23 protein-coding genes and 1 pseudogene are annotated in these 26710 nt (G+C 50.4%); 15 read left to right on the top strand and 9 right to left on the bottom strand.

Going from position 1 to position 26710, the window contains the following annotated elements; translation table 11 throughout:
- Nucleotides 1-206: 206 nt before the first annotated feature.
- The 4 genes from EB241_RS15350 to EB241_RS15335 form a co-directional block, all read right to left on the bottom strand.
- A complete protein-coding gene (locus EB241_RS15350) occupies nt 207-1313 on the bottom strand; it encodes a PTS fructose transporter subunit IIC (protein WP_124233986.1) in 1107 nt (368 codons plus the stop codon).
- A 42-nt stretch (nt 1314-1355) separates the two neighbouring features.
- Complete coding sequence (locus EB241_RS15345) at nt 1356-1667, bottom strand: PTS fructose transporter subunit IIB (protein WP_124233985.1); 312 nt, start codon at nt 1665-1667, stop codon at nt 1356-1358.
- Nucleotides 1668-1747: 80 nt separating this feature from the next.
- Complete coding sequence (locus EB241_RS15340) at nt 1748-2203, bottom strand: PTS sugar transporter subunit IIA (protein ID WP_124233984.1); 456 nt, start codon at nt 2201-2203, stop codon at nt 1748-1750.
- 23 nt (nt 2204-2226) lie between these two features.
- Entirely contained in the window at nt 2227-3789 is a 1563-nt protein-coding gene (locus EB241_RS15335; RefSeq protein ID WP_124233983.1) for a BglG family transcription antiterminator, read from the bottom strand.
- Nucleotides 3790-4965: 1176 nt separating this feature from the next.
- Here EB241_RS15335 and EB241_RS15330 point away from each other — a divergent pair.
- Nucleotides 4966-5469: a GNAT family N-acetyltransferase gene (locus tag EB241_RS15330; protein WP_124233982.1), complete on the top strand. Its 504-nt coding sequence runs from the start codon at nt 4966-4968 to the stop codon at nt 5467-5469.
- 100 nt (nt 5470-5569) lie between these two features.
- Here EB241_RS15330 and EB241_RS15325 read toward each other — a convergent pair whose 3' ends face one another.
- The 3 genes from EB241_RS15325 to rraB form a co-directional block, all read right to left on the bottom strand.
- Nucleotides 5570-6076: a histidine phosphatase family protein gene (locus tag EB241_RS15325; RefSeq protein ID WP_233592621.1), complete on the bottom strand. Its 507-nt coding sequence runs from the start codon at nt 6074-6076 to the stop codon at nt 5570-5572.
- A gap of 406 nt (nt 6077-6482) precedes the next feature.
- The gene (miaE, locus tag EB241_RS15320; RefSeq protein WP_124233981.1) at nt 6483-7247 is read right to left on the bottom strand and encodes a tRNA isopentenyl-2-thiomethyl-A-37 hydroxylase MiaE; all 765 of its coding nucleotides are present in this window, start codon (nt 7245-7247) and stop codon (nt 6483-6485) included.
- A gap of 117 nt (nt 7248-7364) precedes the next feature.
- A complete protein-coding gene (gene rraB, locus EB241_RS15315) occupies nt 7365-7793 on the bottom strand; it encodes a ribonuclease E inhibitor RraB (RefSeq protein ID WP_124233980.1) in 429 nt (142 codons plus the stop codon).
- Nucleotides 7794-7951: 158 nt separating this feature from the next.
- On the opposite strand from rraB, the gene argF (EB241_RS15310) reads away from it, so the two are divergent.
- From argF (EB241_RS15310) to EB241_RS15280, 7 genes and pseudogenes are all read left to right on the top strand, one after another.
- Nucleotides 7952-8962, top strand: coding sequence for an ornithine carbamoyltransferase (gene argF / locus EB241_RS15310; protein ID WP_124233979.1), 1011 nt, complete (start codon nt 7952-7954; stop codon nt 8960-8962).
- A gap of 628 nt (nt 8963-9590) precedes the next feature.
- The gene (arcA, locus tag EB241_RS15305) at nt 9591-10811 is read left to right on the top strand and encodes an arginine deiminase (protein ID WP_124233978.1); all 1221 of its coding nucleotides are present in this window, start codon (nt 9591-9593) and stop codon (nt 10809-10811) included.
- Nucleotides 10812-10825: 14 nt separating this feature from the next.
- A complete protein-coding gene (gene arcC, locus EB241_RS15300; RefSeq protein ID WP_124233977.1) occupies nt 10826-11749 on the top strand; it encodes a carbamate kinase in 924 nt (307 codons plus the stop codon).
- A gap of 11 nt (nt 11750-11760) precedes the next feature.
- Nucleotides 11761-12765, top strand: a complete 1005-nt coding sequence (argF, locus tag EB241_RS15295) for an ornithine carbamoyltransferase (protein ID WP_124233976.1) — start codon at nt 11761-11763, stop codon at nt 12763-12765.
- Between the two features lie 63 nt (nt 12766-12828).
- Nucleotides 12829-14235 carry a YfcC family protein gene (locus tag EB241_RS15290; RefSeq protein ID WP_124233975.1) on the top strand — a complete coding sequence of 469 codons (1407 nt, stop codon included), beginning with the start codon at nt 12829-12831 and terminating at the stop codon, nt 14233-14235.
- 73 nt (nt 14236-14308) lie between these two features.
- Nucleotides 14309-14842 carry an arginine repressor gene (locus EB241_RS15285; protein ID WP_124233974.1) on the top strand — a complete coding sequence of 178 codons (534 nt, stop codon included), beginning with the start codon at nt 14309-14311 and terminating at the stop codon, nt 14840-14842.
- A 152-nt stretch (nt 14843-14994) separates the two neighbouring features.
- Nucleotides 14995-15177 (top strand): annotated as a pseudogene (locus EB241_RS15280) (IS6 family transposase); the annotation flags it as partial.
- A 147-nt stretch (nt 15178-15324) separates the two neighbouring features.
- Here EB241_RS15280 and EB241_RS21810 read toward each other — a convergent pair.
- Nucleotides 15325-15456 carry a hypothetical protein gene (locus EB241_RS21810; protein WP_267432332.1) on the bottom strand — a complete coding sequence of 44 codons (132 nt, stop codon included), beginning with the start codon at nt 15454-15456 and terminating at the stop codon, nt 15325-15327.
- Between the two features lie 294 nt (nt 15457-15750).
- Between EB241_RS21810 and kup the strand changes: the two genes are divergently transcribed.
- The 6 genes from kup (at nt 15751) to treC (ending at nt 21728) form a co-directional block, all read left to right on the top strand.
- Nucleotides 15751-17616: a low affinity potassium transporter Kup gene (gene kup / locus EB241_RS15275; protein WP_124233973.1), complete on the top strand. Its 1866-nt coding sequence runs from the start codon at nt 15751-15753 to the stop codon at nt 17614-17616.
- A gap of 164 nt (nt 17617-17780) precedes the next feature.
- Nucleotides 17781-17915, top strand: coding sequence for a hypothetical protein (locus EB241_RS21805; RefSeq protein WP_267432333.1), 135 nt, complete (start codon nt 17781-17783; stop codon nt 17913-17915).
- A 27-nt stretch (nt 17916-17942) separates the two neighbouring features.
- Nucleotides 17943-18878 carry an aspartate carbamoyltransferase gene (gene pyrB / locus EB241_RS15270; protein ID WP_124233972.1) on the top strand — a complete coding sequence of 312 codons (936 nt, stop codon included), beginning with the start codon at nt 17943-17945 and terminating at the stop codon, nt 18876-18878.
- 9 nt (nt 18879-18887) lie between these two features.
- Nucleotides 18888-19352 (top strand): aspartate carbamoyltransferase regulatory subunit, encoded by a 465-nt coding sequence (gene pyrI, locus EB241_RS15265; protein ID WP_124233971.1) that lies wholly within the window; start codon nt 18888-18890, stop codon nt 19350-19352.
- Between the two features lie 118 nt (nt 19353-19470).
- Nucleotides 19471-19857 carry a 2-iminobutanoate/2-iminopropanoate deaminase gene (ridA, locus tag EB241_RS15260; RefSeq protein ID WP_124233970.1) on the top strand — a complete coding sequence of 129 codons (387 nt, stop codon included), beginning with the start codon at nt 19471-19473 and terminating at the stop codon, nt 19855-19857.
- A 212-nt stretch (nt 19858-20069) separates the two neighbouring features.
- Complete coding sequence (gene treC / locus EB241_RS15255) at nt 20070-21728, top strand: alpha,alpha-phosphotrehalase (protein WP_124233969.1); 1659 nt, start codon at nt 20070-20072, stop codon at nt 21726-21728.
- A 7-nt stretch (nt 21729-21735) separates the two neighbouring features.
- Here treC and EB241_RS15250 read toward each other — a convergent pair whose 3' ends face one another.
- Nucleotides 21736-24312, bottom strand: a complete 2577-nt coding sequence (locus tag EB241_RS15250) for a DEAD/DEAH box helicase (protein ID WP_124233968.1) — start codon at nt 24310-24312, stop codon at nt 21736-21738.
- A gap of 265 nt (nt 24313-24577) precedes the next feature.
- Here EB241_RS15250 and nrdD point away from each other — a divergent pair, with 265 nt between their 5' ends.
- Entirely contained in the window at nt 24578-26707 is a 2130-nt protein-coding gene (gene nrdD, locus EB241_RS15245; protein WP_124233967.1) for an anaerobic ribonucleoside-triphosphate reductase, read from the top strand.
- The last annotated feature ends 3 nt before the right edge of the window (nt 26708-26710 follow it).

Below are 26710 nucleotides of genomic sequence, written 5' to 3'. Positions count from 1 at the left end.
AGCATCCCCTGAGAAAAAACGCCCGGCAGTTCATCCCATGCCCTTTTAACCCGATAGTGGCATAACACCTTTTTAAGATATTGTCGCCTCCCGGATATTCACCGCAAGCAACAGCCACAGCCGTTAACCTGTCAATAATGCCGGTGATTATCAGATAGCACCTTAACGTGCTGATATAAATGCGTCAGGCAATAATGGAGCAGACGTCAGTAGATTTTAATATCATCCATTTTGATATCTTCCTCTTGCTTATCGGTATCGGTAATAACATCACGAGGAACTTCTTTTTTGATAACCGCATACACCATGCCAGTGACAAAAATATTGACCAGCAATGCCATAACGCCGGCCATCGGATGCGACATCGTTGGGATCATCAGGACGCCACCAAAAGGGACAGTCGCGTCAGCACCATACACCATGGTGACCGCACCACCACAGGCTCCGCCGATTGCGGCAGCAGCGATACCACGAACGATATCGTTCATAACAATTGGGATAGCGCCCTCAACGATATTGACTATGCCCATAGGGACAGCCGATTTTAGCGTTTCGATTTCTTCCTTGTTGTAAATATTCTTCCGCAGCAGACGGGCAATAAACCAGGCTAATCCAAAGCCGATCGGTGTCGCAGTATTGACTAACTGAAGTGCTGTAATGGGTTCATTAATCCCCTGAGCCTGAAGCGTCAAAACAAATGCAAAGCATGTCTTATTGATGGGGCCACCAAAATCAACAATACACAGAGCCCCAATAACTGCGCCGGCAATCAGATTAGACGAGGTGCCCATGCTCCTCAAAAAAGAGGTCAACGCATCGGTAAATATACCAACAGGGATGCCAATAATATAAACCATGGTCAGACCGCTGATAATGGATGCGAAAAAAGGAACAATCAATGTTGGCATTAATCCTTTCGCCCAGCCGGGTACCTTAACATTTTTAATGATAGCCAGTGCGATATAACCGGAAAGATAACCACCGATCATGCCACCTATAAATCCGGCACTGACAGAGTTCGCCGCCAGACCGACAATAAAGCCTGGTGCAATGCCTGGCTTACCGGCAATCGAACCGGAAATCCCACACGCAATCACAACCGGTAAAAGTCCGAGCGCTTTTGCTCCCAGAGTGGTTAACACCTGCCACAAATCAAATTTGCCGGGTACCAGCACATCCTGTACTGTCCCTCCAAAAGCCATACCGATAGCAATAATAAAGCCGGCACCACAGACAACAGGAATCAGGAATGAGATAGCGGTAAGCAGATGACCTTTCGGATTTGCTGCCTGCCATATGCCTGCAATTCTCATGAATAAATCCTTAGTTATTTTTCAATAACGCTTAGTGTTAAATTATTTATTAACTAATTCGTGTAATTTCTCGATCAGTTTATTTGGTGATTTAATTGCCGTTTCCGTGGTCACTTTAACAACTTTCTTACCGATGAATCGCTGTTCGCCGGAAATATTCACATCAACAGCCAGCAGGACCACATCGGCCTGTGAAATTTCCTCGTCGGTCAAAGCATTCTCAATGCCAATCGTTCCCTGAGTCTCTATTTTTACATTATCCCCGGCTTTTTTTGCTGCTGCTTCAATTTTCTTTTGTGCAATATAAGTATGTGCAATTCCAACCGTACATGCTGAAACGCCGACAATATTCATAATACCCCCGATAATTAGTTCATGATTCCTGTAGCTGGCAAAAACCAGTCTGAACAGAGATAAATTAGCATTAAATATATTCAGGCATACTTACTGAATATATTGATAATATTTTCCGGGTTATTCTCCACCAGTAATGAGGCTATCACTTTATCATCTGCCAGTGCACTGGAAACCTGGGTTAATAAACGAATATGAGGTGTATTTTGATCCTCCAGGCGAACAGCAAATAAAATAATGCAGCGGATATCACTGCCATCCAGGCTTTCCCAAGGTATTTCATGTTGGGTACGTCCTATGGCCAATGTAGTATGGCTTACTGCCGATGATTTACCATGTGGGATCGCAATATGGTTTTCAAATCCGGTCGACCCCTGAGCCTCGCGTCGCCAGACATCACGAATAAAGTCATCCCGGTTAGTCACAGAACCATCCTGCAATAATAAGTCCGTTAACTCTTCAATTGCTTGTTTTTTATTTCTGGCAACCATATTTAATTTCACATTTCTTGCATTAAGTATTTCTGTAATATTCATAAACCACCTTTACTGACGTCGAGTTAAGATTGAGTAAAAACATATGCATTTCTGGCCTGATGTAGTTTCTCCGTTATTAATTTTTCAGTCACCCGCTGAAGATCCGCATCATTAAGAAACGCCGTAACATACACCACTGGCGTTTCAATCTCCGGCACATGAACAGTTGAAATCACCAGGTCAGGTGCCAGTTGCCGACTGGCGCTTTGCAAAATATCAGAGGGAACCGCTGCAACGATTTCCCAGTCGGGAAACGCCCGCAAAATGCGACTTTTTAGCAAGTGTGCTGTGCCTACGCCAGTAGAACACACCAGCAACACACGCTTGTGGGTAATTTGGCGTTCAATAGCCGCCTGGAAATGCACAGCCAGATAACCCACTTCATCATCCGACACTGCCCGATGTGTATAGCTGATAAAAACATCTTCCACGGCAATACGGGTGAGATGATAAACATCTGGCAGTTCATTTTTAATATCATCCAGTAATAAGTTACGAATGATAATATTATATTGAAGCCTGTTGATTAGTGGCCGTATATGCACTGTCAGCCCATCATATAGTTGTTGATCCTGACCAAGCTCAATATTGACTAACTGTGAAAAACGCGTCACCAAATGCAGGGTAATATCACGTGTCTCATGGCTAAAAGGTTCGGGATGCAATAAGCTGATGTTGTGATTTTCAACGACCAGTATGCCGGATGAAATAATGTATTGGTAAATAAACCACACCTCATCTTCAGGTAATGGTAAGCCAATATGTTGTTCGATTTTTACCACCATTTTCTCCGCGACAGAAAATACCGGATCTTCCACATGCTGCCGGGAAGCATGGGCAGGATTATCCAGTAAATTTCCCCTGGTACGGCGGTACATCATGATCAGTATATGGGTAAAAATATTGATGTAGTAAGGCTCTCCCAAAGGGTATGCCAGCGCCTGTTCCATTTCCTGTAACATAGCCTGCACAAAAGTAACATCGTTCTCGCCAAAATACTGAACTAACGCTTTATGACTGCTGGGATCCAGCCGTGAATGGTTCACAGTGCCTGGCATCTGGTGATTCATCAGCTCGTTAATCAGTGCGGCCATCGCCTGGCGCACATTATTTTCACTACCTTTAATATGGGTGCCACTTTGGCTGCGAATCAGCTGTAATCCCAGTGGGGTTATCCAGTGTTCAATAATTTTTAAATCATTAACGATAGAAGCATTGCTAATAAAATAGCGCTCTGAAAGCTTGTTGATTGAGGTTTCTTTTGGGGTTTCACTCAATAACTGAGAGGCTATTTTTATCCGGCGGGCATGCCCCATAATAACCACCTCGTCATTTTCTCCATTAATTTTCTGTTCCAGTTGTAAAAGATCGACTGTATTCTCAGCCGCCAGCATAACACCCGTCCCAACTTTTTTATCCACCCGAACATTCCACTCGGCGAGATAATTATTAATTATATTCAGATCGCGCTGAATGGTTTTTTCTGACACGGAAAAATGCTCTGCCAGATTCAGGAATGTGGTGTATTTCTGTTGTTGTAACAGGAACCGTAATAATCTGTGTTGTCGTGAGGTAATTTTATTCATTTTTTACCCTTGGTTACAGACCAGATTAATAAATATATTTAATCGCTCAATATTGCCATTCTCTGTTTACCGCTTTCTAATGATCATAAGAAGGATTTTATAACGGTGCAATACTAAATATTGTCCATTTACCAGGACAATTAATAAACACCATGACGTACAGTCAGATAGCAGACAATATTCCATGGCTAATTTTTTAGTGTAAGACAACTTGCTTAATTATGGTGTTTTTAAATTTTCTGGTAATGACGCTTCTGAGTCACTATCAGCCCGGTGCGCTGTCTGACGATTTTTTTCACAGGCCTGTTTAAAACCAGTTGCTATATACTGTTAGTTACTCCTGCACATTAAAAATGTAAAGTGCAGCAGACGACATGAGGCCAACGTTTTAAATGATCCGACGATTGAGACAGATGTTGAAAATATACGCTGTGGCAGTTACCCGGTCCGCTGTCAGTAGGACCGGAAACCGGTAACTTAAATTGTGTTTGCCAGTATAAGGCACATACACCCGCAACGGCGGTTTGTCTGAAACAGTGCTGTGTGACGATACGACGTAAATGTGTCTCAGGCGCTGATATCTGAAGTCACGGATGCCGTTAAAGAGCGGGTTACGCAATCCACACCGGCCACCGCCCGGTGACCATCTGAACGATCGCCCATAATGCGGTGGCAGATACACAGCATTATTTGCAGGGTCCGAAAACACCTTCTCAGGGCAACAGGTTTGTTCAGTTTTAAAAAAAATTTTTTTATCTTTAAAAGATTTCCATATCTTCCCGCTGCTTTAATTATTTCCCAACACATTACATCAGCATGCTTTGGGCATTATAATTAACCACGTTATTAATGATAATATCGGATCATGCCTTTACTAATTAATTCAGTAATATCTTATACAGCTAAAGAACGCCACCCTGGGATTTTTCGCTGATGTCAGCGATATTTTTTATATAATCAAGCCAGTGAATACTGACTTTATCGATCGTTGAAACGCTTTCCACTGGTTAAAAATGATTACAACTTATCACTCAGGTAAATCAGAGACTTTCAACATCCATTCCTTTAAACGAATAATACCATGTCAGCACTAAAAATTATGTTCAACGGATGATTGCAACTACCGTGATGAGATGTTATTACATCTGCCATACACCCCGTAAATGACACCGTATTATGATCCATATCCCTTCAGTAAAAATACAGGTTCGCCTTCTGCGCCCCTCTGACAATCCTCATATCGCCCGCGTCATCCGCGACGTTTCCGCCGAGTTTGGTCTGACGGCCGACAAGGGCTTCACCGTGGCCGACCCCAACCTTGATCGGTTGTTCGAACTATACAACAAACCGGACAGCGCTTACTGGGTGGTGGAACAGGATGGCACGATCATGGGCGGCGGTGGCGTAGCCCCGCTGCTGTGCAGCGATGTTGACATTTGCGAACTACAAAAAATGTACTTTATGCCCCCGGTGCGCGGAATGGGAATAGCGAGAGAGCTGGCGATGCAGGCCATGGAATTCGCACGCGTTCGCGGCTTTAAACGTTGCTACCTTGAAACCACCGCCTCCCTGACCCGCGCCATACGCCTGTATGAACATCTTGGTTTTAAGCACATTGACAGCCCGATGGGATGCACCGGGCATGTGGACTGCGAAGTAACCATGCTGCGCAATTTATAAATCGCTTTGTACGTAGTGCATATCATTAATCGACTCGATAACGAATTGTCCCTCATCGGTATAACGCAATTTGGTGACGCTGGCATTGCTCAACGGGTGATTAAGCGTGGTATCTCCCAGCTCCTTTAATAACCGCCATACCATGTGACACCACCAGCACGTTTCCCCCGCCCTGCTCCCGGGCATCGCGGGCAATTTGCATAATGATACTGGTCATGCGTTCCGCAACCTGCTGATAGCTTTCAGCCAGATTGCTTGATTCAATGCCTTCACCCTGGTTATACAGCAGGCCGCGTGTTGAGAAGTAATCGCTCGCGCCCACCCTGACGGCGCGGGTCCATGTCGCATCGACGCCGATAACATTCCACAGGTAACCGGATTGTAAATTGACATTAGCGGCCTGTCCCCATGCATTATGCACCGCTGTCGGCTGTGCCTCATTCTCTTTTAAATGCTTCCAGTGATTACGCAGGGTCAGATCCAGATGCGTCTCGTTCAGCAATTTATTCTTTTGAGATAGTGTTATGTTGTAAATATTCTGTGCCTCTGCGGGTGTTCCTGATAATAAAGTCGGGAGCGTAATACAAAAAACCATCCTTTTTTTCATTTCATATTCCTTTACAAAAAAGTCACTCAGAAGATATCCCTCACCTTTGGTGATGATCTGCTGACATTACTTTCCTGGCTAACGGACTGGAACGTTAAAAATGAAAAAACCTGATCCACTTTTTTCAGCCAAAAAACTGAAGTGAGTGAACCAGGTTTTGCCCGAAGTAACAACCCTGATATCTGTTCGGAAACATACATACCAGGATGTCATGAAAAAAGGAAGAGAGTTATCTATTGTGATCTGGTACTCAAAAAAAAATCAGACCATGCAGAAGCTTTTATTTAATTACGAGGTTAATTACACTAATAATAATAAATCCCGCCTCTACACAATAGTTAAAAAACATGTTACCTACATCCATTATTCAGGGTAAATATCTCAGATTGCATTCAGTGTAATTTCACTACTGCCATGCAGGCACTCCGCTATGAAAACGCAGTTCGTTATCCGGTTCGTTAATTAAGCAGGCTTCCGTCTCACCAATTTTTCTCACCCGATGAGAAATATCGACAGGGGAAATCTGTGCAGCCAGCGCCAGATAATCCTGGTAATGACGTGCTTCTGAACGCAGTAATGAGATATAAAAGGCAGATAGCGCTTCGTCCAGATACGGTGCAAGACTGGCAAACCGTTCACAGGATCGCGCTTCAATGTAGGCACCACAAATCAGTTTATCCACCAGCGTCTGCGGTTCATGGGTGGCCACCTCACCAAGCAGCCGTTTGGCATAGCGACTTGCGGTAATTTTGACATAAGGGATATTGCGCACCTGCATGATTTCCATCACCTGATAAAAGTGGTGTAGCTCTTCTTTTATCAGCAAGATCATTTTGTCTACCAGCGTATCACCATAGCTGACATCTGCACGACTGATGATCATTTTTGACAGTCCTTTATGCTCTGCCAGAAAGGTCATATCGCTGTCACCACTGTGAACAAACTGCTCCCACGGCTTCAGCCAGGCAAGCAGCGCATCGCCGCTTTCACCATCGGCGACGTATTTACGAATTAGCCACATGGCGGTCTGCGCGGCTTTCAGCTCACAGACCAGATGATCGGTTAACAGCAACGGTAAATTTTCAGGTTTACGTGCTTCGTCGAGCCACGCCTGCGGCGTACGGCACAGTAAAAAGGCGTTAACAGGGCCAAGAAGAAGATCAATATTCATAGGGCTAGCGATTTCGTCGCGTTCAGGACATAACGGTGGAGTCGGTGACCGGGACACAGGTTGCCCGGCACCGTGGGAAACAGCACGATGTGCTGCCGCCAGTAATGTTGCGAAGGCTTAGTGACGAACCCCATTGTCATCGGCATCTTTCAGGTAGTCACCTTCTTCCTCGTCCTCTTCTTCTTCCGCATCCGGGTCTTCGAAATAAGTTCCCCAACCATCGTAGTCAACATTAAACATAGCGACAAGGTTGACCAGTTGCTCGACCTGAGCGTCAATAAGCTCCGCTTTCAACGCGGATTCGCTCAGGATATCGCAACACATTACTTTACTGCCGTCTTCCAGTTCCAGCTCTTCGGCATCGGTGACTTCATAACCTAATTTGAACGCTTCTACCGCCGCTTTTTCCAGCGCATCAAAGTTGGCACAGGAAAAATGATGCTCAATGGTGTAAAGTGCGTCCGGGTCGCTGCCATCGTCCAGTAATTCTTCAATAATCAGTCGCGTCTCTTCGCGTTGCTCTTCCAGCAATGCTTCATTTGCCATGATCCTGTCCTCAGTTTGTGGCTGCTCTTGCGGTTATTTTCCCACAGTGCCCTTCGCGCCTCTACCTTTATCAAAAAGTTTCTGTATTTCGGGGTTGAAAATGCATATTCATACGGTTAAATTGAATTTTAATTCAATTTTGCACACCGGAGTGCTGTATGAGTCAGTTATATAAACGCCATTTTCTCAGGCTACTGGATTTTACCCCAGCGCAAATTACCGCCCTGCTGGCGCTGGCCGCCAGGTTAAAAAAGGCCAGGAAAAATGGTGAGGAAACCCCCTATCTGAAAGGTAAAAATATCGCGCTCATCTTCGAAAAAGACTCGACACGCACCCGATGCTCTTTCGAAGTTGCCGCTTACGATCAGGGCGCTAATGTCACTTATCTTGGCCCAAGCGGCAGCCAGATTGGCCATAAAGAATCAATGAAGGATACCGCCCGGGTACTGGGAAGGATGTATGACGGTATTCAGTATCGCGGCCACGGCCAGGAACTGGTTGAATCCCTGGCGCAACATGCCGGTGTGCCGGTATGGAACGGCCTGACCAATGAATTTCACCCCACTCAGTTACTGGCCGATCTGCTGACCATGCAGGAACATCTGCCAGAGAAAGCATTCAGTGAAATGACGTTTGCGTACGTCGGTGATGCCCACAACAATATGGGCAACACCATGCTGGAAGCGGCGGCACTGGTTGGCCTCGATCTTCGCCTGGTAGCACCAAAAAGCTGTTGGCCGGATGCAAAACTGGTGGAGGAATGCCGTAAAGCGGCAGAGAAAACCGGTGGTAAAATAACCCTGACTGAGGATATCGCCGGGGGCGTGAACGGTGCCGATTTCATCTATACCGATGTATGGGTGTCAATGGGTGAACCAAAAGAGGTCTGGCAGAGTCGCATCGCCCTGCTGCGGCCCTATCAGGTTAACAGCGAAATGCTGAGGCTGACCGGCAATCCTCAGGTGAAGTTCCTGCACTGCCTGCCCGCCTTACACGATGACCAGACCACACTGGGCCAACAGATGGCAGAGCAATATGATTTGCACGGCGGCATGGAAGTGACTGATGAGGTTTTTGAATCTGGGCACAGCGTGGTGTTCGATCAGGCAGAAAACCGGCTCCATACCATCAAAGCGGTGATGGTGGCGACACTCTCTGACCAGCATTAATATAAAACGGTGGGCCAGCCAAACTGGCCCACCGCAAAGCCATCCCTCCCGCCGGAAATATAATTATTTCCATCTATCCATTTCTGCCAATGCCATTTAAAAATAATTATTCACTACCTGAACATATCCCCTGCGAAATCAATGCAGGTTGTCGTCATAACTCATTGACCCATGACTTGAAAAATTAAAAACCACGAGAGAGTCACAGGAATAACTTTATGCTTACCTTACTGATAAATGAATAATAATTTCACTCAGCTGGCTTAATCCAGAATATTTAATCGCCTGCCAAATATAAAAATTCCATTAGCAAATAAAAACATTTAAATTCATAAAGATAAAAAAAAGTGAATATCATAAAATACATTGCACGAAGGATTTTCTTTTAAATCAATCATCATTAATCATTAAATATTCACTCAGATAAAAAGCTTAAATCTATTAAAGATGACGTTTATCAACTTCAGTTTAATTCCCTCTCCCCGCTTTTTTTAACGTGATAAAAATCACATTCAGCATTTCATCATGGCTTATTATTCTCACGAAATTAATCACCACGCGGATGAAATCAATGTGAATAGCAATATTCACCAGGGTCCGCTATTGCTTAAAACGTAGGGAACTTAAGATGAACAGACATTTTGTCGGCTCTGAAATTGGGCAACTGCGATCCGTGATGCTACACCGACCCAATTTAAGCCTGAAAAGATTAACGCCTTCCAATTGTCAGTCGCTGTTGTTTGACGACGTGCTGTCGGTAGAGAAAGCCGGAGAAGAACATGACATCTTCTCTGAAACGCTGCGTCAGCAGGGTGTTGAGGTGCTGCTTTTTACCGATCTGCTGACCGAAACACTCACCATTCCCGATGCGAAAGACTGGCTGCTGGATAACCAAGTGTCAGACTATAACCTCGGTCCCTCTTTTGCCAGTGATATTCGTAGTTGGCTGGCCGATGTCGGCAATCGCCAACTGGCCCGCTATCTCTCTGGTGGCCTTACCTACGGGGAAATTCCGACGGCCTTCAGCAATATCGCCATCGATTTACATTCGCCTGATGACTTTATCATGGCGCCCTTGCCTAACCATTTGTTTACCCGCGACACCTCCTGCTGGATTTACAACGGCGTCTCAATCAATCCGATGGCGAAAACCGCCCGCCAGCGGGAAACCAACAATCTGAGGGCAATCTATCGCTGGCACCCGGCGTTTTCGCAGGGCGACTTTATCAAGTATTTCGGTGATGAAACGGCTAATTATGAGCATGCCACGCTGGAAGGCGGCGACGTGCTGGTTCTGGGCAATGGCACGGTGATGATTGGTATGTCTGAGCGCACCACCGCCTGTGGCATTGAGTTCCTCGCCTGCTCACTCTTTCAGCATCAGCAGGCCAGCAGGGTGATCGCCATTGAGCTACCTAAACATCGCGCCTGTATGCATCTTGATACCGTGTTGACCCAACTGAACCACGACATTTTCTCCGTCTACCCGGAAGTTATCGATCGGCAAACCCGTACCTGGACCCTCACCAACAACGGACACGGTGGCCTGATCCGTCAGGAAGAACGCAGTTTTATGCACGCCATTGAGCAGGCACTTGGTCTCGACCGGTTACGTCTGATCACCACCGGCGGCGACCGCTTTGAAGCCGAACGCGAGCAGTGGAACGATGCCAACAATGTGCTGACCGTGCGGCCGGGCGTGGTGATTGGCTACGAAAGAAACACGTATACCAATGAAAAGTATGACAAAGCAGGCATCACGGTGCTGCCAATTCCCGGCAACGAACTGGGCAGAGGACGCGGAGGCGCACGCTGTATGAGCTGTCCACTGGAACGTGACGGCATTTGAACAGGGAGAAAACAATGCATAAACCTTTACTGGTCGTGGCTCTGGGTGGCAATGCTCTGCTCAGGCGCGGCGAACCGCTGGAAGCGGACGTCCAACGCAGAAATATCGAGCAGGCGGCAGATGCCATTGCCGCCCTCACCACTCAATGGCGGGTGGTGCTGGTTCACGGTAACGGGCCGCAGGTAGGTTTACTGGCTTTGCAGAACAGCGCCTGTAACGCTTCAGCGCCCTGGCCTCTGGATATTCTGGTGGCAGAAACCCAGGGAATGATCGGTTACCTGCTTCAGCAGGCACTGCAAAATCGTCTGCCGGAACAGCAAATCAGCATGCTGCTTACCCAGGTGGAAATTGCTGCCGACGATCCTGCCTTCCGTAACCCGACCAAATACATCGGCCCGGTTTATTCCGCTGAACAAGCCGGGAAACTGGCGAAAGAACAGGGCTGGACGATGAAAGCCGATGGCGAGTATGTCCGTCGGGTTGTGCCTTCTCCCCTGCCTGTTGCCATCGTGGAACATGACGCCATTCTCGCACTGTCGGCGCGGGGACATCTGGTGATCTGCAACGGCGGCGGCGGCATTCCGGTGATCCGCGACCAGCAAGGCCAGCGCCACGGAGCCGAAGCCGTTATTGATAAAGATCTGGCAAGCGCCCTGCTGGCGACCCAACTTTCCGCCGACGCCCTGCTGATCCTCACCGACGCCGACGCCGTGTACCTCAACTGGGGAACACCTGACAGCCGCGCGTTGCATCACGCCACGCCTGACGAGCTGTTGAACATGGCTTTTGATGCCGGGTCAATGGGGCCGAAAATCGCTGCGGTCTGTGAATTTGTCACCCAGGGAACAGGGATAGCAGGCATTGGTTCCCTCACGGATGCCGCCGATATTCTCCGGGGCCATAAAGGCACCCTTATTGCCACTAACCCAATAAAATAAAAGGAAAAATCATGCCTGTTTCATTACATAATCGCCATTTTCTCAAGCTGCTTGATTTCAGCCGCACAGAGATTCAGTTCCTGATTGACCTCTCCTTCTCGCTGAAAAAAGCCAAATACAGCGGGCACGAGGAGCAGAAGCTTATCGGGAAAAATATCGCGCTGATTTTTGAGAAGACTTCCACCCGTACCCGTTGCGCATTCGAGGTAGCCGCCTTCGATCAGGGCGCTCAGGTGACCTATCTCGGCCCCAGCGGCTCTCAGATTGGCCATAAAGAGTCGATGAAAGATACCGCCCGGGTGCTGGGCAGGATGTATGACGGCATTGAGTATCGCGGCTTTGGGCAGCAAATCGTCGAGGAGCTGGCCGCCTTTGCAGGCGTGCCGGTATGGAACGGCCTGACCAACGAGTTTCACCCCACGCAAATCCTGGCCGATCTGATGACCATGCTGGAACACGCGCCGGGCAAACAGCTGCATCAAATCGCCTTTGCCTATCTCGGCGACGCCCGCAACAACATGGGAAATTCCCTGATGGTGGGCGCGGCGAAAATGGGGATGGATATTCGTCTGGTGGCACCGCGGTCCTTTTGGCCTGAGGAAGAGCTGGTCGCGCAATGTCGCGAGCTGGCAAAAGAGAGCGGTGCCAGGATCATGTTGACCGAGGATGTGGAAGAAGGCGTAGCGGGCGTGGATTTTCTTTATACCGATGTGTGGGTCTCAATGGGAGAGAACAAGGACGCCTGGGCAGAGCGGGTGGCACTGATGACCCCTTATCAGGTCAATGCTGCCGTACTGAAGGCCACACAAAACCCGCAGGTGAAATTTATGCACTGCCTGCCTGCTTTCCATAATGAGCAAACGCAAACCGGGCGCGAAATTGAAATGGCATACGGTCTGAAGGGGCTGGAAGTCACCGAAGATGTTTTCGAATCCCCTCACTCGATTGTCTTTGATGAAGCGGAAAACCGTATGCACAGCATCAAAGCAGTGATGGTGGCGACGCTGGGCTGTTAACTCCCTCCGCCGCCTCCGCAACAGATGCCGGGGCGGCTGGCTGACGAAAAAGGACACGACGTTATGCGTAAATTCAGCTTTCCTTCGGCCTATACCATTTTACTGGTGCTGATTGCTCTGGTGGCCGGTCTCACCTGGATTATTCCTGCCGGGCAATATCAGATGGAGATGAATACGGCACTGAATAAAGAGGTACCCGTAGCCGGGACATGGCAACCAACGACGCCACAGCCACAGGGACTGGTGGCGATTGTGCTGGCCCCTGGTGACGGCTTTTATAACCATAAAACTGACCAGGCCGGCGCGATTGATGTCGCGCTATTTATCCTGGTGATTGGCGGATTTCTTGGGGTGGTGACCAAAACCGGGGCAATAGATGCCGGCATTGAGCGGGTGACACAGCGGCTTCGGGGTAAAGAAGAGTGGATGATACCTATTCTGATGGCATTGTTCGCCGCAGGGGGCACCATTTATGGCATGACCGAAGAGTCGCTACCTTTCTATTCGCTGCTGGTACCGGTAATGCTTGCCGCCCGTTTCGACTCGGTGGTTGCCGCTGCCGTGGTGATGTTGGGGGCCGGGATCGGCACGCTAGGATCGACGATCAATCCCTTTGCTACCGTAATTGCCTCCAATGCCGCAGGTATCTCATTTACCTCCGGGATCGTGCTGCGGCTGATCATTCTGCTGATCGGCTGGCTGATCTGCGTCGCCTGGGTCATGCGCTATGCGATCGGTATCCGTAACGATCCGACAAAATCGATTGTGGCAGATCTGCAGGAAGAACACCGGACGTTTTTCCTGCGTAATCAACCCAGTGACAATATGTTGGCATTCACGCCGGTGCGTAAAGTGATCCTGCTGCTGTTTGCTTTAGCCTTTGCCATCATGATTTATGGCGTCTCCGTGCAGGGGTGGTGGATGGCGCAAATCTCCGGCGTGTTTCTGGTGGCTGCGATTGTTATCGGACTGATCGCCCGCATGAGTGAAAAAGAATTGACCACTACCTTTATCGATGGCGCACGGGACCTGTTGGGCGTGGCGCTGATTATTGGTATCGCCCGCGGCATCGTGGTGGTGATGGATAACGGAATGATCACCCATACCGTTTTGCATGCTGCCGAGGAGATCGTCACTGGCCTCTCATCCGTCGCCTTTATCAGCGTGATGTTTATGCTGGAGGCGATTCTGTCGTTTCTGGTCCCCTCCTCTTCCGGGCTGGCGGTGTTAACCATGCCGATCCTCGCCCCGCTGGCCGATTTCGCCAGCATCAACCGGGATCTGGTGGTGACGGCCTATCAGTCAGCCTCCGGGTTGGTCAATCTGATCACACCCACTTCCGCCGTAGTGATGGGTGGCCTGGCGATTGCCCGTATTCCCTATCTGCGCTGGGTAAAATGGATAGCCCCGTTGTTGTTGCTCCTCTTTGTGTTGCTGATGGGGGTGATTGGCGTTGCAGCCACATTATAACCTCATAATTAATCGAAACTTTATTGCTTCATCACGGCCTTATTCCCCACCCACCACAGCGTAAAATAATGCGATGGTAAAAAAATCCAGAACCACATTAGAGAAAGAACAGCAGCAGCTTGCACTTTGCCGCCAGCTTATCACCAACCACAGCTTTCGCAGTCAGCAGGAAATCAGGCTGGCTTTCCAACAGCGTGGCTGGCCTGATATCAGCCAGTCAACGATATCAAAGCTGATGACCCTGCTGGATGTGATTAAAATAACCAATGCCAGAGGAGAAAAAATCTACGCGTTAAACCCGGCGATGCAGGCGAAGCCCGATGCGATCAGTCCGCTTTCCGCAATGGTTACCGATACTGATTTTAACGATAAGTTTGTTATCGTTCATGTGGTTGCAGGGTATGCCCGCGCCATAGCCCGGGTGATTGAACATGCTGAACTGCCGGAAGTGCTGGGTATTGTAGCCACCAACAACAGTATATGGATTGCCCCACGCAATACCCGGCAAACCCGTCAGCTGCATCGCCGGATCCTCAGGCTGTTAAATCCCCCGGCAGATGAGGAAACGTGGCCCGGTATGGTAGCAGGAAGCCGGATTACGTTCTGAAGTGATGGGAGAACCGGGGTTATCGCGCCCGTTCGCCGCGAGGAACTATGGTCTGACACCCTGCCGCTAACTGGCGTGCAGGGTGTCCCCCTGAGGTTCTGTCGCATTAAGGCTTAGTCAGATAGCATCCTGTTTTTTTATGTTGTCTGGCAATGTCTCTGATCCAAAAAGCCTTCAGCCACCTGCATTACCCGGTAGAGGTTATCGCGCAATGCGTTCGCTGATATCTGGCTTACTCACTGAGTTTGCACAATCGGGAAGAGATGATGGCAGAACGGGGGATTATCGTTGATCATTCCACGCTTCACCGCCGGGTTATCCGCGGGGTGTCCATATGAGGCGAGTCGCAGCAGAACAGTGATGCAGCCAGCGCCAGTTCGGGATAGCTTTCCCCCTGCCCGCGAGGGAAAATTCCGCTTCGCTGAGAGGAAATGTCAGTGAGTTATCATCAGGTCATGCTGAAGATAAATTCCCGCTGATGCTCAGGACCGCCGTTTATCCTTCACGCCAATCCATAAACCCACACCATCTCCACCGGTGAAAATGCTTTTATACAGGGCAGAGAACGTGGAGTGATAAGACATATTATGAGAAACCAGCATCAAATCTGACATCACCTTTTCCTGATAACGTATTTTGCGCCAGCTACAAAGATAGCGATGCACCCGGAGCCATTAATTAAGCGGCGTCGGGTATAAAAAAAGCGTAAAAATACAGGGAGAGGGAGTAAAAAAACCGTTTAATAATGTTATCGTTTTGCAATAAATCGGCCCTGAAAGTGTTGTAAACTTTCAGCAAAAAATCCTGTTCAGGATGAGAACGTCGCGCATTTTTACACTACCTGCGCTGATTTTTATTTTGTGGGCCGTTCTTTGTCTCAGACAACTTACGAATAAGATGCATCTCTTATGACCTCAAAAAAACAGTCCCTGCCTGTCGCTATGCTGGCCGCAGCAGGCATCGTGTTTGGTGATATTGGTACCAGCCCGCTTTACACGCTGAAGGAATGTCTTTCTATTCTGCCTGCCGGTGGTACAACTGAAACGGCGGTAATGGGCTTTCTTTCCCTTATCTTCTGGGGACTGACGCTGATCGTCACCGTTAAGTATGTCTGTTTTGTGATGCGGGCAGATATTGATGGCGAAGGTGGGATCCTGACACTGATGTCGCTGGCACGGCAAAGCGTCCAGGGGCGTGCCGTTCATCTGATCGTGCTGGCCGGACTGACCGGCGGCGCGTTCTTCTATGGCGATGGCGTTATCACCCCGGCCATTTCGGTAATGTCGGCCATTGAGGGGATTCAGGTCGTCGCCCCGGCGCTGGACCGCTTTGTCGTACCGCTTTCAGTGACCATTCTCGCACTGCTGTTTATCATCCAGAAGCACGGTACAGAGCGGGTTAGTCGGGTTTTTGGGCCAGTGATGCTGGTATGGTTTATCACTCTGGCGCTGCTGGGGCTAAGAGGAATAATGATGAATCCGGGAGTGCTGCATGCGCTGAACCCTTCCTTCGCGCTGGCGTTTTTACTCAGCCATAAAGCACTCTCCTTTGCCGCGCTGGGAATGGTGGTGCTGGCCGTTACCGGTGCCGAGGCGCTGTACGCCGATATGGGACATCTGGGCAAAACGCCAATCAGAATGGCGTGGTTAATTATCGCGATGCCATCGCTGATACTGAATTATTTCGGCCAGGGTGCCCTGGTGCTTGCCACGCCGGAGGCGGTTAAAAACCCGTTTTATATGTTGGCACCCGGCTGGGCTCAGATCCCATTGATCGTTATCTCAACGCTGGCGACGGTTATTGCGGCACAGTCGATTATCACCGGCGTTTACACTCTGACCCACCAGGCCATACGCCAGGGCTTTCTGCCGCCGATGCGGATTGTTTACACCTCATCCACCGAGTCCGGTCAGATTTATATTCCGATAGTTAACTGGTCGCTGTTTGCCGCCGTGACGGTGATTATTGTTGCCTTTGAAAGTTCTTCCGCACTCTCTGCGGCTTACGGCATTGTGGTCACCGGCACGATGGTGCTGACGGCGTTCCTGACCGGCATTGTGGCGTTCAGAAACTGGAAATGGCCGCTGCCGGTGGCGCTACTGCTGCTGCTTTGTATGCTGGTGATAGATATAACGCTGTTTAGCGCGAATCTGATCAAGCTGCTGTCCGGCGGCTGGGTGCCGGTACTGCTGGCCATGGTGATGCTGGTGCTGATGTTGATCTGGAACAGTGAACGTTCCCGCCTTATCAGACGTCTCAGTGACGATGCGGAAGGCCTGAGAGCAATGATCAATTCACTTGAAGCGTCGCCGCCCAAACGGGTGGAAGGCACCGCTGTTTTTCTGACCAAAAAGGTCAGTGAGATCCCACAGGCGCTGTTGCACAACCTGAAGCATAATCGCGTGCTGCATGAACGGGTGGTTTTGCTGCATATCCGTACCACCGATAAACCCAGAGAATACAACCAGAATCGTATTTCTCTGCAACAGCTGTCACCCACGTTCTGGCAGGTCACCGCCTCCTATGGCTGGCATGAGATCCCGGCGATGCAGGAAATTCTTTATCTTTGTGGCTTATCCGGGTTCAGCTGTACGGTGAATGAAGCGTCGTTCTTTACCTCTCATGACACATTGATTATGAAAAAGCGCCGGGGATTATCGCGGCTCAAAGGCGGGATTTTTCATTTCTTTCAGCATAATGCACTGCGCGCCCACGAACAGTTTATGATACCGCCCAATCGGGTTATCGAGCTGGGTGGACAGAAAGAATTCTGAGACAGAACATCCCGGCCACCATACCGTGCAACAGGCAGCGTTGGTGATCCTACTGATGCTGTCAGCAGATGAAATGAGCAGTGGACGACACCGGACGACCACGGATTGCGTCTTGAAGTCACAGGGAAACGGCGTATAATTGCGCCCGTTTGCCGGGAGGAACTATGCTGTTAAACAGTGCTGACATGATTGCCGAGACGCGCCTTTTTGCAGGCGGACAGCACCGTTTTTCCTTACCTGGCACCATCAATTTTAAAAAAAGAAGGCCCCTCATTGAGGGGCTTTTTTTTGTCCGTTAAGCACTCACGGGGCCGAGGAGAAAGAAGATGACTAACCCGCTGTACAGGAAACATATCATTTCGATCAACGATCTCGATCGTACCGAGTTAGAGCTGGTACTACGCACCGCCGCCAGCCTGAAGGCTACCCCGCAGCCCGAATTATTAAAGCACACCGTGGTGGCAAGCTGCTTCTTTGAAGCCTCAACCCGTACCCGTCTCTCTTTCGAAACGGCCATGCATCGCCTTGGCGCATCAGTAGTTGGCTTTCCCGACGCCAGTAATACATCACTGGGCAAGAAAGGTGAAACGTTGGCAGATACCATTTCCGTTATCGGCACCTATGTTGATGCTATCGTGATGCGGCATCCTCAGGAAGGGGCTGCCCGGCTGGCGACGGAGTTCTCTTCGGGTGTCCCCATTCTTAACGCCGGAGATGGTGCCAACCAGCATCCCACCCAAACCCTGCTCGACCTGTTTACTATCCTGGAAACTCAGGGACGTCTGAGCAATCTGAATATCGCCATGGTGGGCGATCTGAAATACGGGCGCACCGTTCATTCTCTGGCCCAGGCGCTGGCTAAATTTGATGGCAACCGCTTTATGTTTATCGCGCCGGATGCGCTGGCGATGCCGTCCTACATTACCGATATGCTGGACGAGAAAGGGATTAGCTGGAGCCGCCATGACAGTATTGAAGAGGTGATCCCTCAGGTGGATATTCTGTATATGACCCGCGTGCAGAAAGAGCGCCTTGACCCGTCGGAATATGCCAACGTTAAGGCACAGTTTATTCTGCGCGCGGCTGACCTTACCGGCGCACGCCAACAGATGAAGGTGCTGCACCCCCTGCCACGTATAGATGAGATAACCCCTGACGTTGATAAAACACCTTACGCCTGGTATTTCCAGCAGGCGGGTAACGGTATTTATGCACGCCAGGCACTGTTGGCCCTGGTATTGTCCCGCGAACTGACACTGTAAGGAGGAATCATGACACAGGATAATAAATTGCAGGTTGAAGCGATTAAGCGCGGCACGGTGATTGATCATATCCCGGCACAGATCGGCTTTAAGCTACTGTCGCTGTTCCGCCTGACCGAAACGGATCAACGTATTACGATCGGGCTGAATCTGCCTTCCGGCGAGATGGGACGCAAGGATCTGATCAAGATCGAAAACACGTTTCTGACCGACGATCAGATCAATCAACTGGCGGTGTATGCGCCCCATGCCACGGTGAACCGCATTGATAATTATGATGTGGTCGGCAAAATTGCGCCGACGCTGCCCGATCGCATTGACCGCGTACTGACCTGCCCTAACAGCAACTGTATCAGCCGCAGCGAACCGGTAAATTCCAGCTTCAGCGTAAAAAAGCGCAACGAAGATGTGCAGTTAACGTGCAAATACTGTGAGAAAGAGTTTGCCCACCATGTGGTACTGGCAAACTGGTAATCAGGCGTCAGCGGCTTATAATGAGCCGGTTTCGGGCAATGCTTTCTCTTATACCAGCATAAACCGGCTGTTATAACGAACATGCCTGCGCCACTTTCCCTGTTAATCTGGAGAAATTATGTCTCGCGAAATCAGCACTGAAAATGCCCCTGCTGCTATTGGTCCCTACGTACAGGGCGTTGATCTGGGCAGCATGATTATTACGTCCGGTCAAATTCCGGTCGATCCTGCAACCGGTGCGGTTGCCGACGACGTGACCGCTCAGGCCCGCCAGTCACTTGCCAATGTGAAAGCCATTGTCGAAGCTGCCGGACTGAAAGTCAGCGATATCGTCAAAACCACCGTTTTTGTGAAGGATTTAAACGATTTCGCTACCGTCAATGCCGCCTATGAAGCCTTTTTCACCGAACATAACGCCAGCTTCCCGGCCCGCTCCTGTGTGGAAGTGGCTCGTCTGCCAAAAGACGTAAAAATCGAAATCGAGGCGATCGCCGTTCGTCGCTAACATCGTCACCTCTCCCGTTCGGGAGAGGTGCGCAATGTGCCGGTTCACTGCCCGAACATCCGTTTTATCCCATCCCCCTGGAAAATTTTTTCACCTTTCCTGTCGCTCAGACCATTTCACCCTGCCCGTTAATGGCTAATCTTATACAAGAAGAAAAAAGCCAGCCTTAATTCAATACCTATATCTTTTCACCTGATAACCAGGACTGAGCAATGACCAAACTTCCCCCGTGGTGGCAAAACGGCGTTATCTATCAAATTTATCCCAAGAGCTTTCAGGACACGACCGGAAGCGGTAGCGGCGATCTGGCGGGGGTCATCCAACATCTGGACTACCTTAAAGAGCTGGGTGTGGACGCCCTCTGGCTGACACCATTTTATCTTTCGCCCCAGGTGGATAATGGCTACGACGTAGCGAACTATACCGCCATTGACCCGCAGTTCGGCACCCTTACCGACTTCGATAATCTGGTGGCAGAAACGCATAAACGCGGGATGCGGCTGATTCTGGATATGGTGTTCAATCACAGTTCAACGCAGCATCACTGGTTTCATGAGGCGCTGGATCCCGACAGCCCTTACCGTTCTTACTATATCTGGCGCGATGCAACGCCAGCCGGTCCGCCGAATAACTGGCTGTCGAAATTTGGTGGTAGCGCCTGGCGTTGGCATCCCGAGAGCAGTCAGTACTATATGCATCTGTGGGCACCGGAACAGGCCGATCTCAACTGGGAGAATGAGAACCTGCGTGCAGAGCTAAAGCAGATCGTTAACTTCTGGGCAGATCGGGGGATCGACGGGCTGCGACTGGATGTGGTTAATCTGGTCTCTAAACGGCAGGATTTTCCTGACGATCCCGGCGGCGACGGATTACGACTCTACACCGATGGGCCGCGGATCCATGAATATATGCAGGAGATGAGCCGCGATGTCTTTCGCCCGCGTGGACTGATGACGGTAGGTGAAATGTCCTCCGCAACGCTTGAACACTGCCAGCGTTACGGCAATCTGAATGGCGAAGAACTGTCGATGGTCTTTAGTTTCGACCATGTTGAAGTGGATTTTTATAACGGTCAGAAATGGACACTGACCCCGCTTGATCTGGTCGCCCAGAAAGCGATTTTCACCCACTGGCAGCGGGGAATGCACAATCAGGCATGGAATGCGCTGTTCTGGTGTAATCACGACCAACCAAGGGTGGTATCCCGCTGGGGCGATGAAGGGGAATATCGGGTGCCATCGGCCAAAATGCTGGCGATGGTGCTGCACGGAATGCAGGGGACGCCTTATATTTTTCAGGGCGAGGAGCTGGGAATGACCAATCCCCACTTTACCCGCATCATTGATTACCGGGATATTGAGAGCCACAACATGTTTGCAGAGCTACGCTCGCAGGGACACAACAGCGATAATTTGCTGGTGATCCTTGCCAGCAAGTCGCGAGACAATGGCCGAACACCCATGCCATGGCATGATGGAGAAAACGGTGGTTTTACCACCGGCACACCGTGGATCGGTATGTGCGACAACCTGGAAACCATCAATGCACAGGCGGCTCTGGCAGATAAGCACTCGGTGTTTTATGCCTACCAACGGCTAATACAGCTGCGTAAGCATTATCCGATACTGACGTGGGGCGATTATCTCGATCTGTTGCCAGAACACACTCATTTGTGGTGCTACTGTCGCCGCTATCAGCAGGAAACTTTAGTGGTTGCTGCCAATTTCAGCCCGGAAACCCAGGTGTGGCATCCGTCGGCATACCACGGCGAGTGGGAAGTGCTGATAAGTAACTATCAGGACGCCCACGTTACGCCAGGAGAAGTGATGCTTCGCCCCTGGGAAGCTGTCTGGTGGTATCAGAAGCAATAAAGGGGCGTTACAGCGGATCGAATAACATCGCAAGTTCATCACTGCTGAACAGGGTGGTATCACTCAGTTCATCCTGCAAAATACCCTCTGCCAGCTCGGCTTTCTGCTGTTGTAGCGCCACGATTTTTTCTTCAATCGTGCCTGCTGCAATCAGTTTGTAAACAAAGACCGGCTTATCCTGCCCCAGTCGCCAGGCGCGGTCGGTTGCCTGATTTTCTGCGGCCGGATTCCACCAGGGATCGTAGTGGATCACCGTATCCGCTGCCGTCAGATTCAGGCCGACGCCGCCTGCTTTCAGACTAATCAAAAATACCGGCACTTCCCCATTCTGAAAACGCTGCACCGGTGCCGTTCGATCGCGGGTGCTACCGGTTAAGGTGACAAAGGGGATGCCTGCTTTTCGCAACTCGTCGGCAATCAGCGTCAGCATGGTGGTGAACTGCGAGAAAATCAGAATATGGCGATCGTCGGCCAGCAGATCGTTGAGCATCTCACGCAGCAACGTCAGTTTGGCTGACGGTGTTGCACCCAGTACGTTATCGGTTTTAATCAACCGGGGATCGCAGCATATTTGCCGTAGCTTCAGCAGCGCATCCAGTACCAGCAGATGACTGCGGCCAGCGCCCTGCTGTTCCACCGCCAGTTTTACCCGGTCCTGCATGGCACTGCGAACCGATTCATACAGCGCAAGCTGAGTATCTTCCAGCCGTACAGAACGGATGATGGTGTTTTTTGGCGGCAGCTCTTTCGCCACATCCTGCTTACGCCGACGCAACATAAATGGCCGTATCCGGCGCGAGAGCAACTCACGCCGCACCAGGTCACCGTTGCGCTCAATCGGAATACGCCACTCCTGAGTAAACTGTTTTTCATTTCCCAGGAAGCCCGGCAGCAGGAAGTCGAACTGCGACCACAGCTCACCAAGATGATTTTCCAGCGGCGTTCCGGTCAGACAGAGCCGGTGACGTGACTTGAGCGCCCGGATCACTGAAGAGGCGCGGGAAGCGCTGTTTTTAACATATTGCGCTTCATCAAGGATCAGTAAATGGTAGCTGTGGCTGAGCAACTGGGGCTGGTCGCGCCACAATAAAGAATAGGTGGTCAGCACCACATCGTACTGCCCGATATGGTGATAAAAATCTTTACGCTGTGGGCCGGTCAGGGCCAGCACGCTCAGGGTCGGCGCAAAATGACCAGCTTCCTGCATCCAGTTATAGACCAGCGTGGTGGGCACCACGATCAGCACCGGACGATCAAGTCGCCCCGCTTCCTTTTCAAGCAAAAGGTGGGCCAGCGTCTGAACCGTTTTACCCAATCCCATATCATCAGCCAGCACACCGGACAGATTCTGCGCCCGTAAAAACTGCATCCAGTTCAGGCCCAGCCGCTGGTAGTCCCGCAGCTCGGCCTGCAAACCTTTCGGAGGTTTTACCGCAGCGATCCCTTCGCCTGAACGTAAGCAACTGACGAGCTGACAGGCACCGCCCTCTCCCTGAAACTGCCAGTCACCGGTATCGCTGAGGGCAATTAATCTGCCCACTTCATAAGGCGCAATCATTAGCGGTGCCCTGACATCCCCGGCAAAAATATCGGCCAGGTTCGCGACGACGGCCTTCAGACGATCGGCAGTGATGTGAAATCGCTCGTTACGCTCGCTGCGCAATTCGATGACCTCCCCATCAGGAATGACAGAAAGATTGCCGGACTGCCAGCGATGATCTTTCTGCAACAACCCGGCCAACAGCGGCTGGAGTGCAACCTGGCGACGGCCAACGCGAGCATCCATCTCAAGCGTAAACCAGCCGTCGCTGCCCTGCGTTACGCGTCCGTCGATACTGTCCAGCCCGACAACGTTCCAGGTGAAGTCATCATCGGTACTCACCTTCCAGCCGCGCCTGCCAAGTTCAGGCAACGTCAGTCGCATGAAATCACGCCATTGCGCGGGGGATTCCGGGGCAAAGATAACGGGCGGCAGCGGAGATGACGCTGGGGTATAGATGTGGCCTGACGAGACGCTTCGCAAACCGGCTTCGTTAAGCTCACGTAGCCAGTTCTGCTCCAACTCCAACCGCCGTTCAATATGAAACAGCGTGCCCTGCCGGTCGGCAAAACGCTCGCCGCTGCTACCGGCCGCCACGCTGACGCTGCCATAGTCAAAATGGACGGATGCAAAGTCTAACCGTTTCTGCCGATGGCCATAGCGCCCAAAGCCACTGACAAACTTTGCGCGGGATTCCAGCCGTAAGGTGGGAACCGGTTTAACACCGGGGAGTTTTGCAACGTGTTTTTCCGCCAGGCTTACCGAATGCCGTTGCAAATAAGCCAGCATAACGGCCGCAACGTGGCGACAATTATTTCTGACCGGGCAGGTACATTCGCCACTGGCGTGCAACTTCCCCTGTGGCAGGCTGAAATGCACCATAACCTGAAAAGGTTCAATTTGTCTTCCAGGAACCTCACCGGTCAACAGATTATTTTGCCACTGAATATTCTGCGCTTTTGCCACCAGCTCTTGTGCTCTGGCGACGGTACGCGTACCAATCCAGCGATTGATCTGTTTTTCATTGTACGTCACAGAAGGCATCAGACAGTATCCTGAGATAGCCAGAGCACAGGCGTAAGCGCTCTGCGTAACAGGCCATAATAGGGAACCCACAACAGGGAATGCAACCTCGCCGCGCCCAATAGCAGACAAAAAAATTACTGCCAGTATGGGTGACTAATTTTACACCATCGTTTTTCAATCTTTGCTTCAGGTCAATAAAGCTGCGGTTATACCAGGAATAAACACAACATATAGCGTTTAATATAAAAATAAATTCTACATATAGTAATCCGGGATGGCGATAATGGTGTCAATGGTAATAAAGCGAGACGGCTGTAAGGTCGCCTTTAATGAAACACGAATTCTGGACGCGATTAAAGGCGCATCCCGCGCGGCGGGTACTGAGGACGATGATTACTGCACTGAGGTGACCCGTCAGATTTGCCAGCGGTTGCAAATGCAGGAACGGCTTGATATCCACGATATTCAAAAAACCGTGGAGAATGCACTGATGGCAGGGCCCTACCCTGAGCTGGCACGAACTTACATAGAATACCGCCATGACCGGGACGTGGCTCGCGAACTGCGTGGCAAGCTGAATAAAGAGATCCAGGGGCTGGTCGAACAGACCAATCCGGCGCTGTTGAACGAGAATGCCAACAAAGACAGCAAAGTTATTCCCACTCAACGTGATCTGCTGGCTGGGATTGTCGCCAGACATTACGCCACCCGGCATATTTTACCGCGTGATGTCGTTAAAGCGCACGAACGCGGCGAAATTCACTATCACGATCTCGACTATTCTCCGTTTTTCCCGATGTTCAACTGCATGTTGATCGACCTGAAAGGCATGCTGACGCGTGGTTTCAAAATGGGTAATGCGGAAATCGAACCGCCAAAGTCAATTTTAACCGCCACGGCGGTAACGGCTCAGATTATTGCCCAGGTCGCCAGCCATATTTATGGCGGCACCACGATTAACCGCATTGATGAAGTGCTGTCGCCGTTTGTTGAGGCCAGTCTGGAAAAACACCGCCAGACCGCACTGAAATGGCACATTACCGAGGCTGAAGCCTATGCCCGTAGCTGTACTGAGAAAGAGTGTTTTGATGCATTCCAGTCGCTGGAATATGAGGTGAATACGCTGCACACCGCCAACGGGCAAACCCCCTTTGTTACCTTTGGCTTTGGTCTGGGCACCAGTTGGGCTGCACGTCTGGTACAGCAATCCATTCTGCGCAACCGTATTGTGGGCCTTGGAAAAAATCATAAAACGGCAGTGTTTCCAAAACTGGTGTTTGCCATTAAAGAAGGGCTGAATCGCTCACCAGCCGACGCCAATTACGACATTAAACAACTGGCGCTGGAGTGTGCCAGCAAAAGGATGTATCCCGATATCCTCAACTATGAACAGGTGGTGAAAGTCACCGGGTCATTCAAGACACCTATGGGTTGCCGTAGCTTTCTTGGCCCATGGGAAGAAAATGGCAGGCTGGTGCATGAGGGACGCAATAATATTGGCGTTATCAGTATCAATCTGCCGCGTATCGCACTGGAGGCAAAAGGCGATGAGGCCGCATTCTGGGATCGGCTCGATCAACGTCTGTTGCTGGCAAAGAAAGCACTGATGACCCGCATCGCCCGACTGGAAAATATTAAAGCCCGCGTCGCACCTATCCTGTATATGGAAGGTGCCTGCGGTGTACGTCTGCAGGCGGATGACAAGGTCGCGGATATTTTCCGCAACGGTCGTGCCTCTGTTTCACTGGGCTACATCGGTATTCACGAAACCATCAATGCCCTGAGCGGTGGAAAAACACACCTTTATGATGATGAAAAGCTGCGGGAGAAGGCACTGGCGATTGTTGCACGCCTGCGTGAGGCAGTGGATACATGGAAAGAAGAAACCGGTTATGGTTTCAGTCTTTACAGCACACCAAGCGAAAACCTGTGCGACCGCTTTTGCCGGCTGGATACCGCCGAGTTTGGTATCGTCAGTGGCGTGACGGACAAAAGCTACTACACCAACAGCTTCCACCTTGATGTGGAGAAGAAGGTTAACCCTTATGACAAAATCGACTTTGAGGCGGCCTATCCCACCATCGCCAATGGCGGCTTTATTTGCTACGGCGAATATCCAAATATCCAGCACAACCTGAAAGCACTGGAGGATGTCTGGGATTACAGCTACAGCCGCGTGCCTTATTACGGCACCAACACGCCGATTGATGAGTGCTACGATTGCGGCTTCACCGGCGAATTCTCCTGTACCAGCAAAGGGTTTACCTGCCCGAAATGCGGCAACCATGAGCCATCGCAGGTATCGGTAACACGCAGGGTGTGCGGCTATCTGGGTAGTCCTGATGCACGCCCCTTCAACGCGGGTAAACAGGAAGAAGTGAAGCGCCGCGTCAAACATATGGCAGCAGGGTAACCG

Source organism: Erwinia psidii (assembly GCF_003846135.1).
GTDB lineage: Bacteria > Pseudomonadota > Gammaproteobacteria > Enterobacterales > Enterobacteriaceae > Erwinia > Erwinia psidii.
Note: the sequence above shows the minus strand (reverse complement) of the source record. Positions and strands in the feature narration are given on the sequence as shown.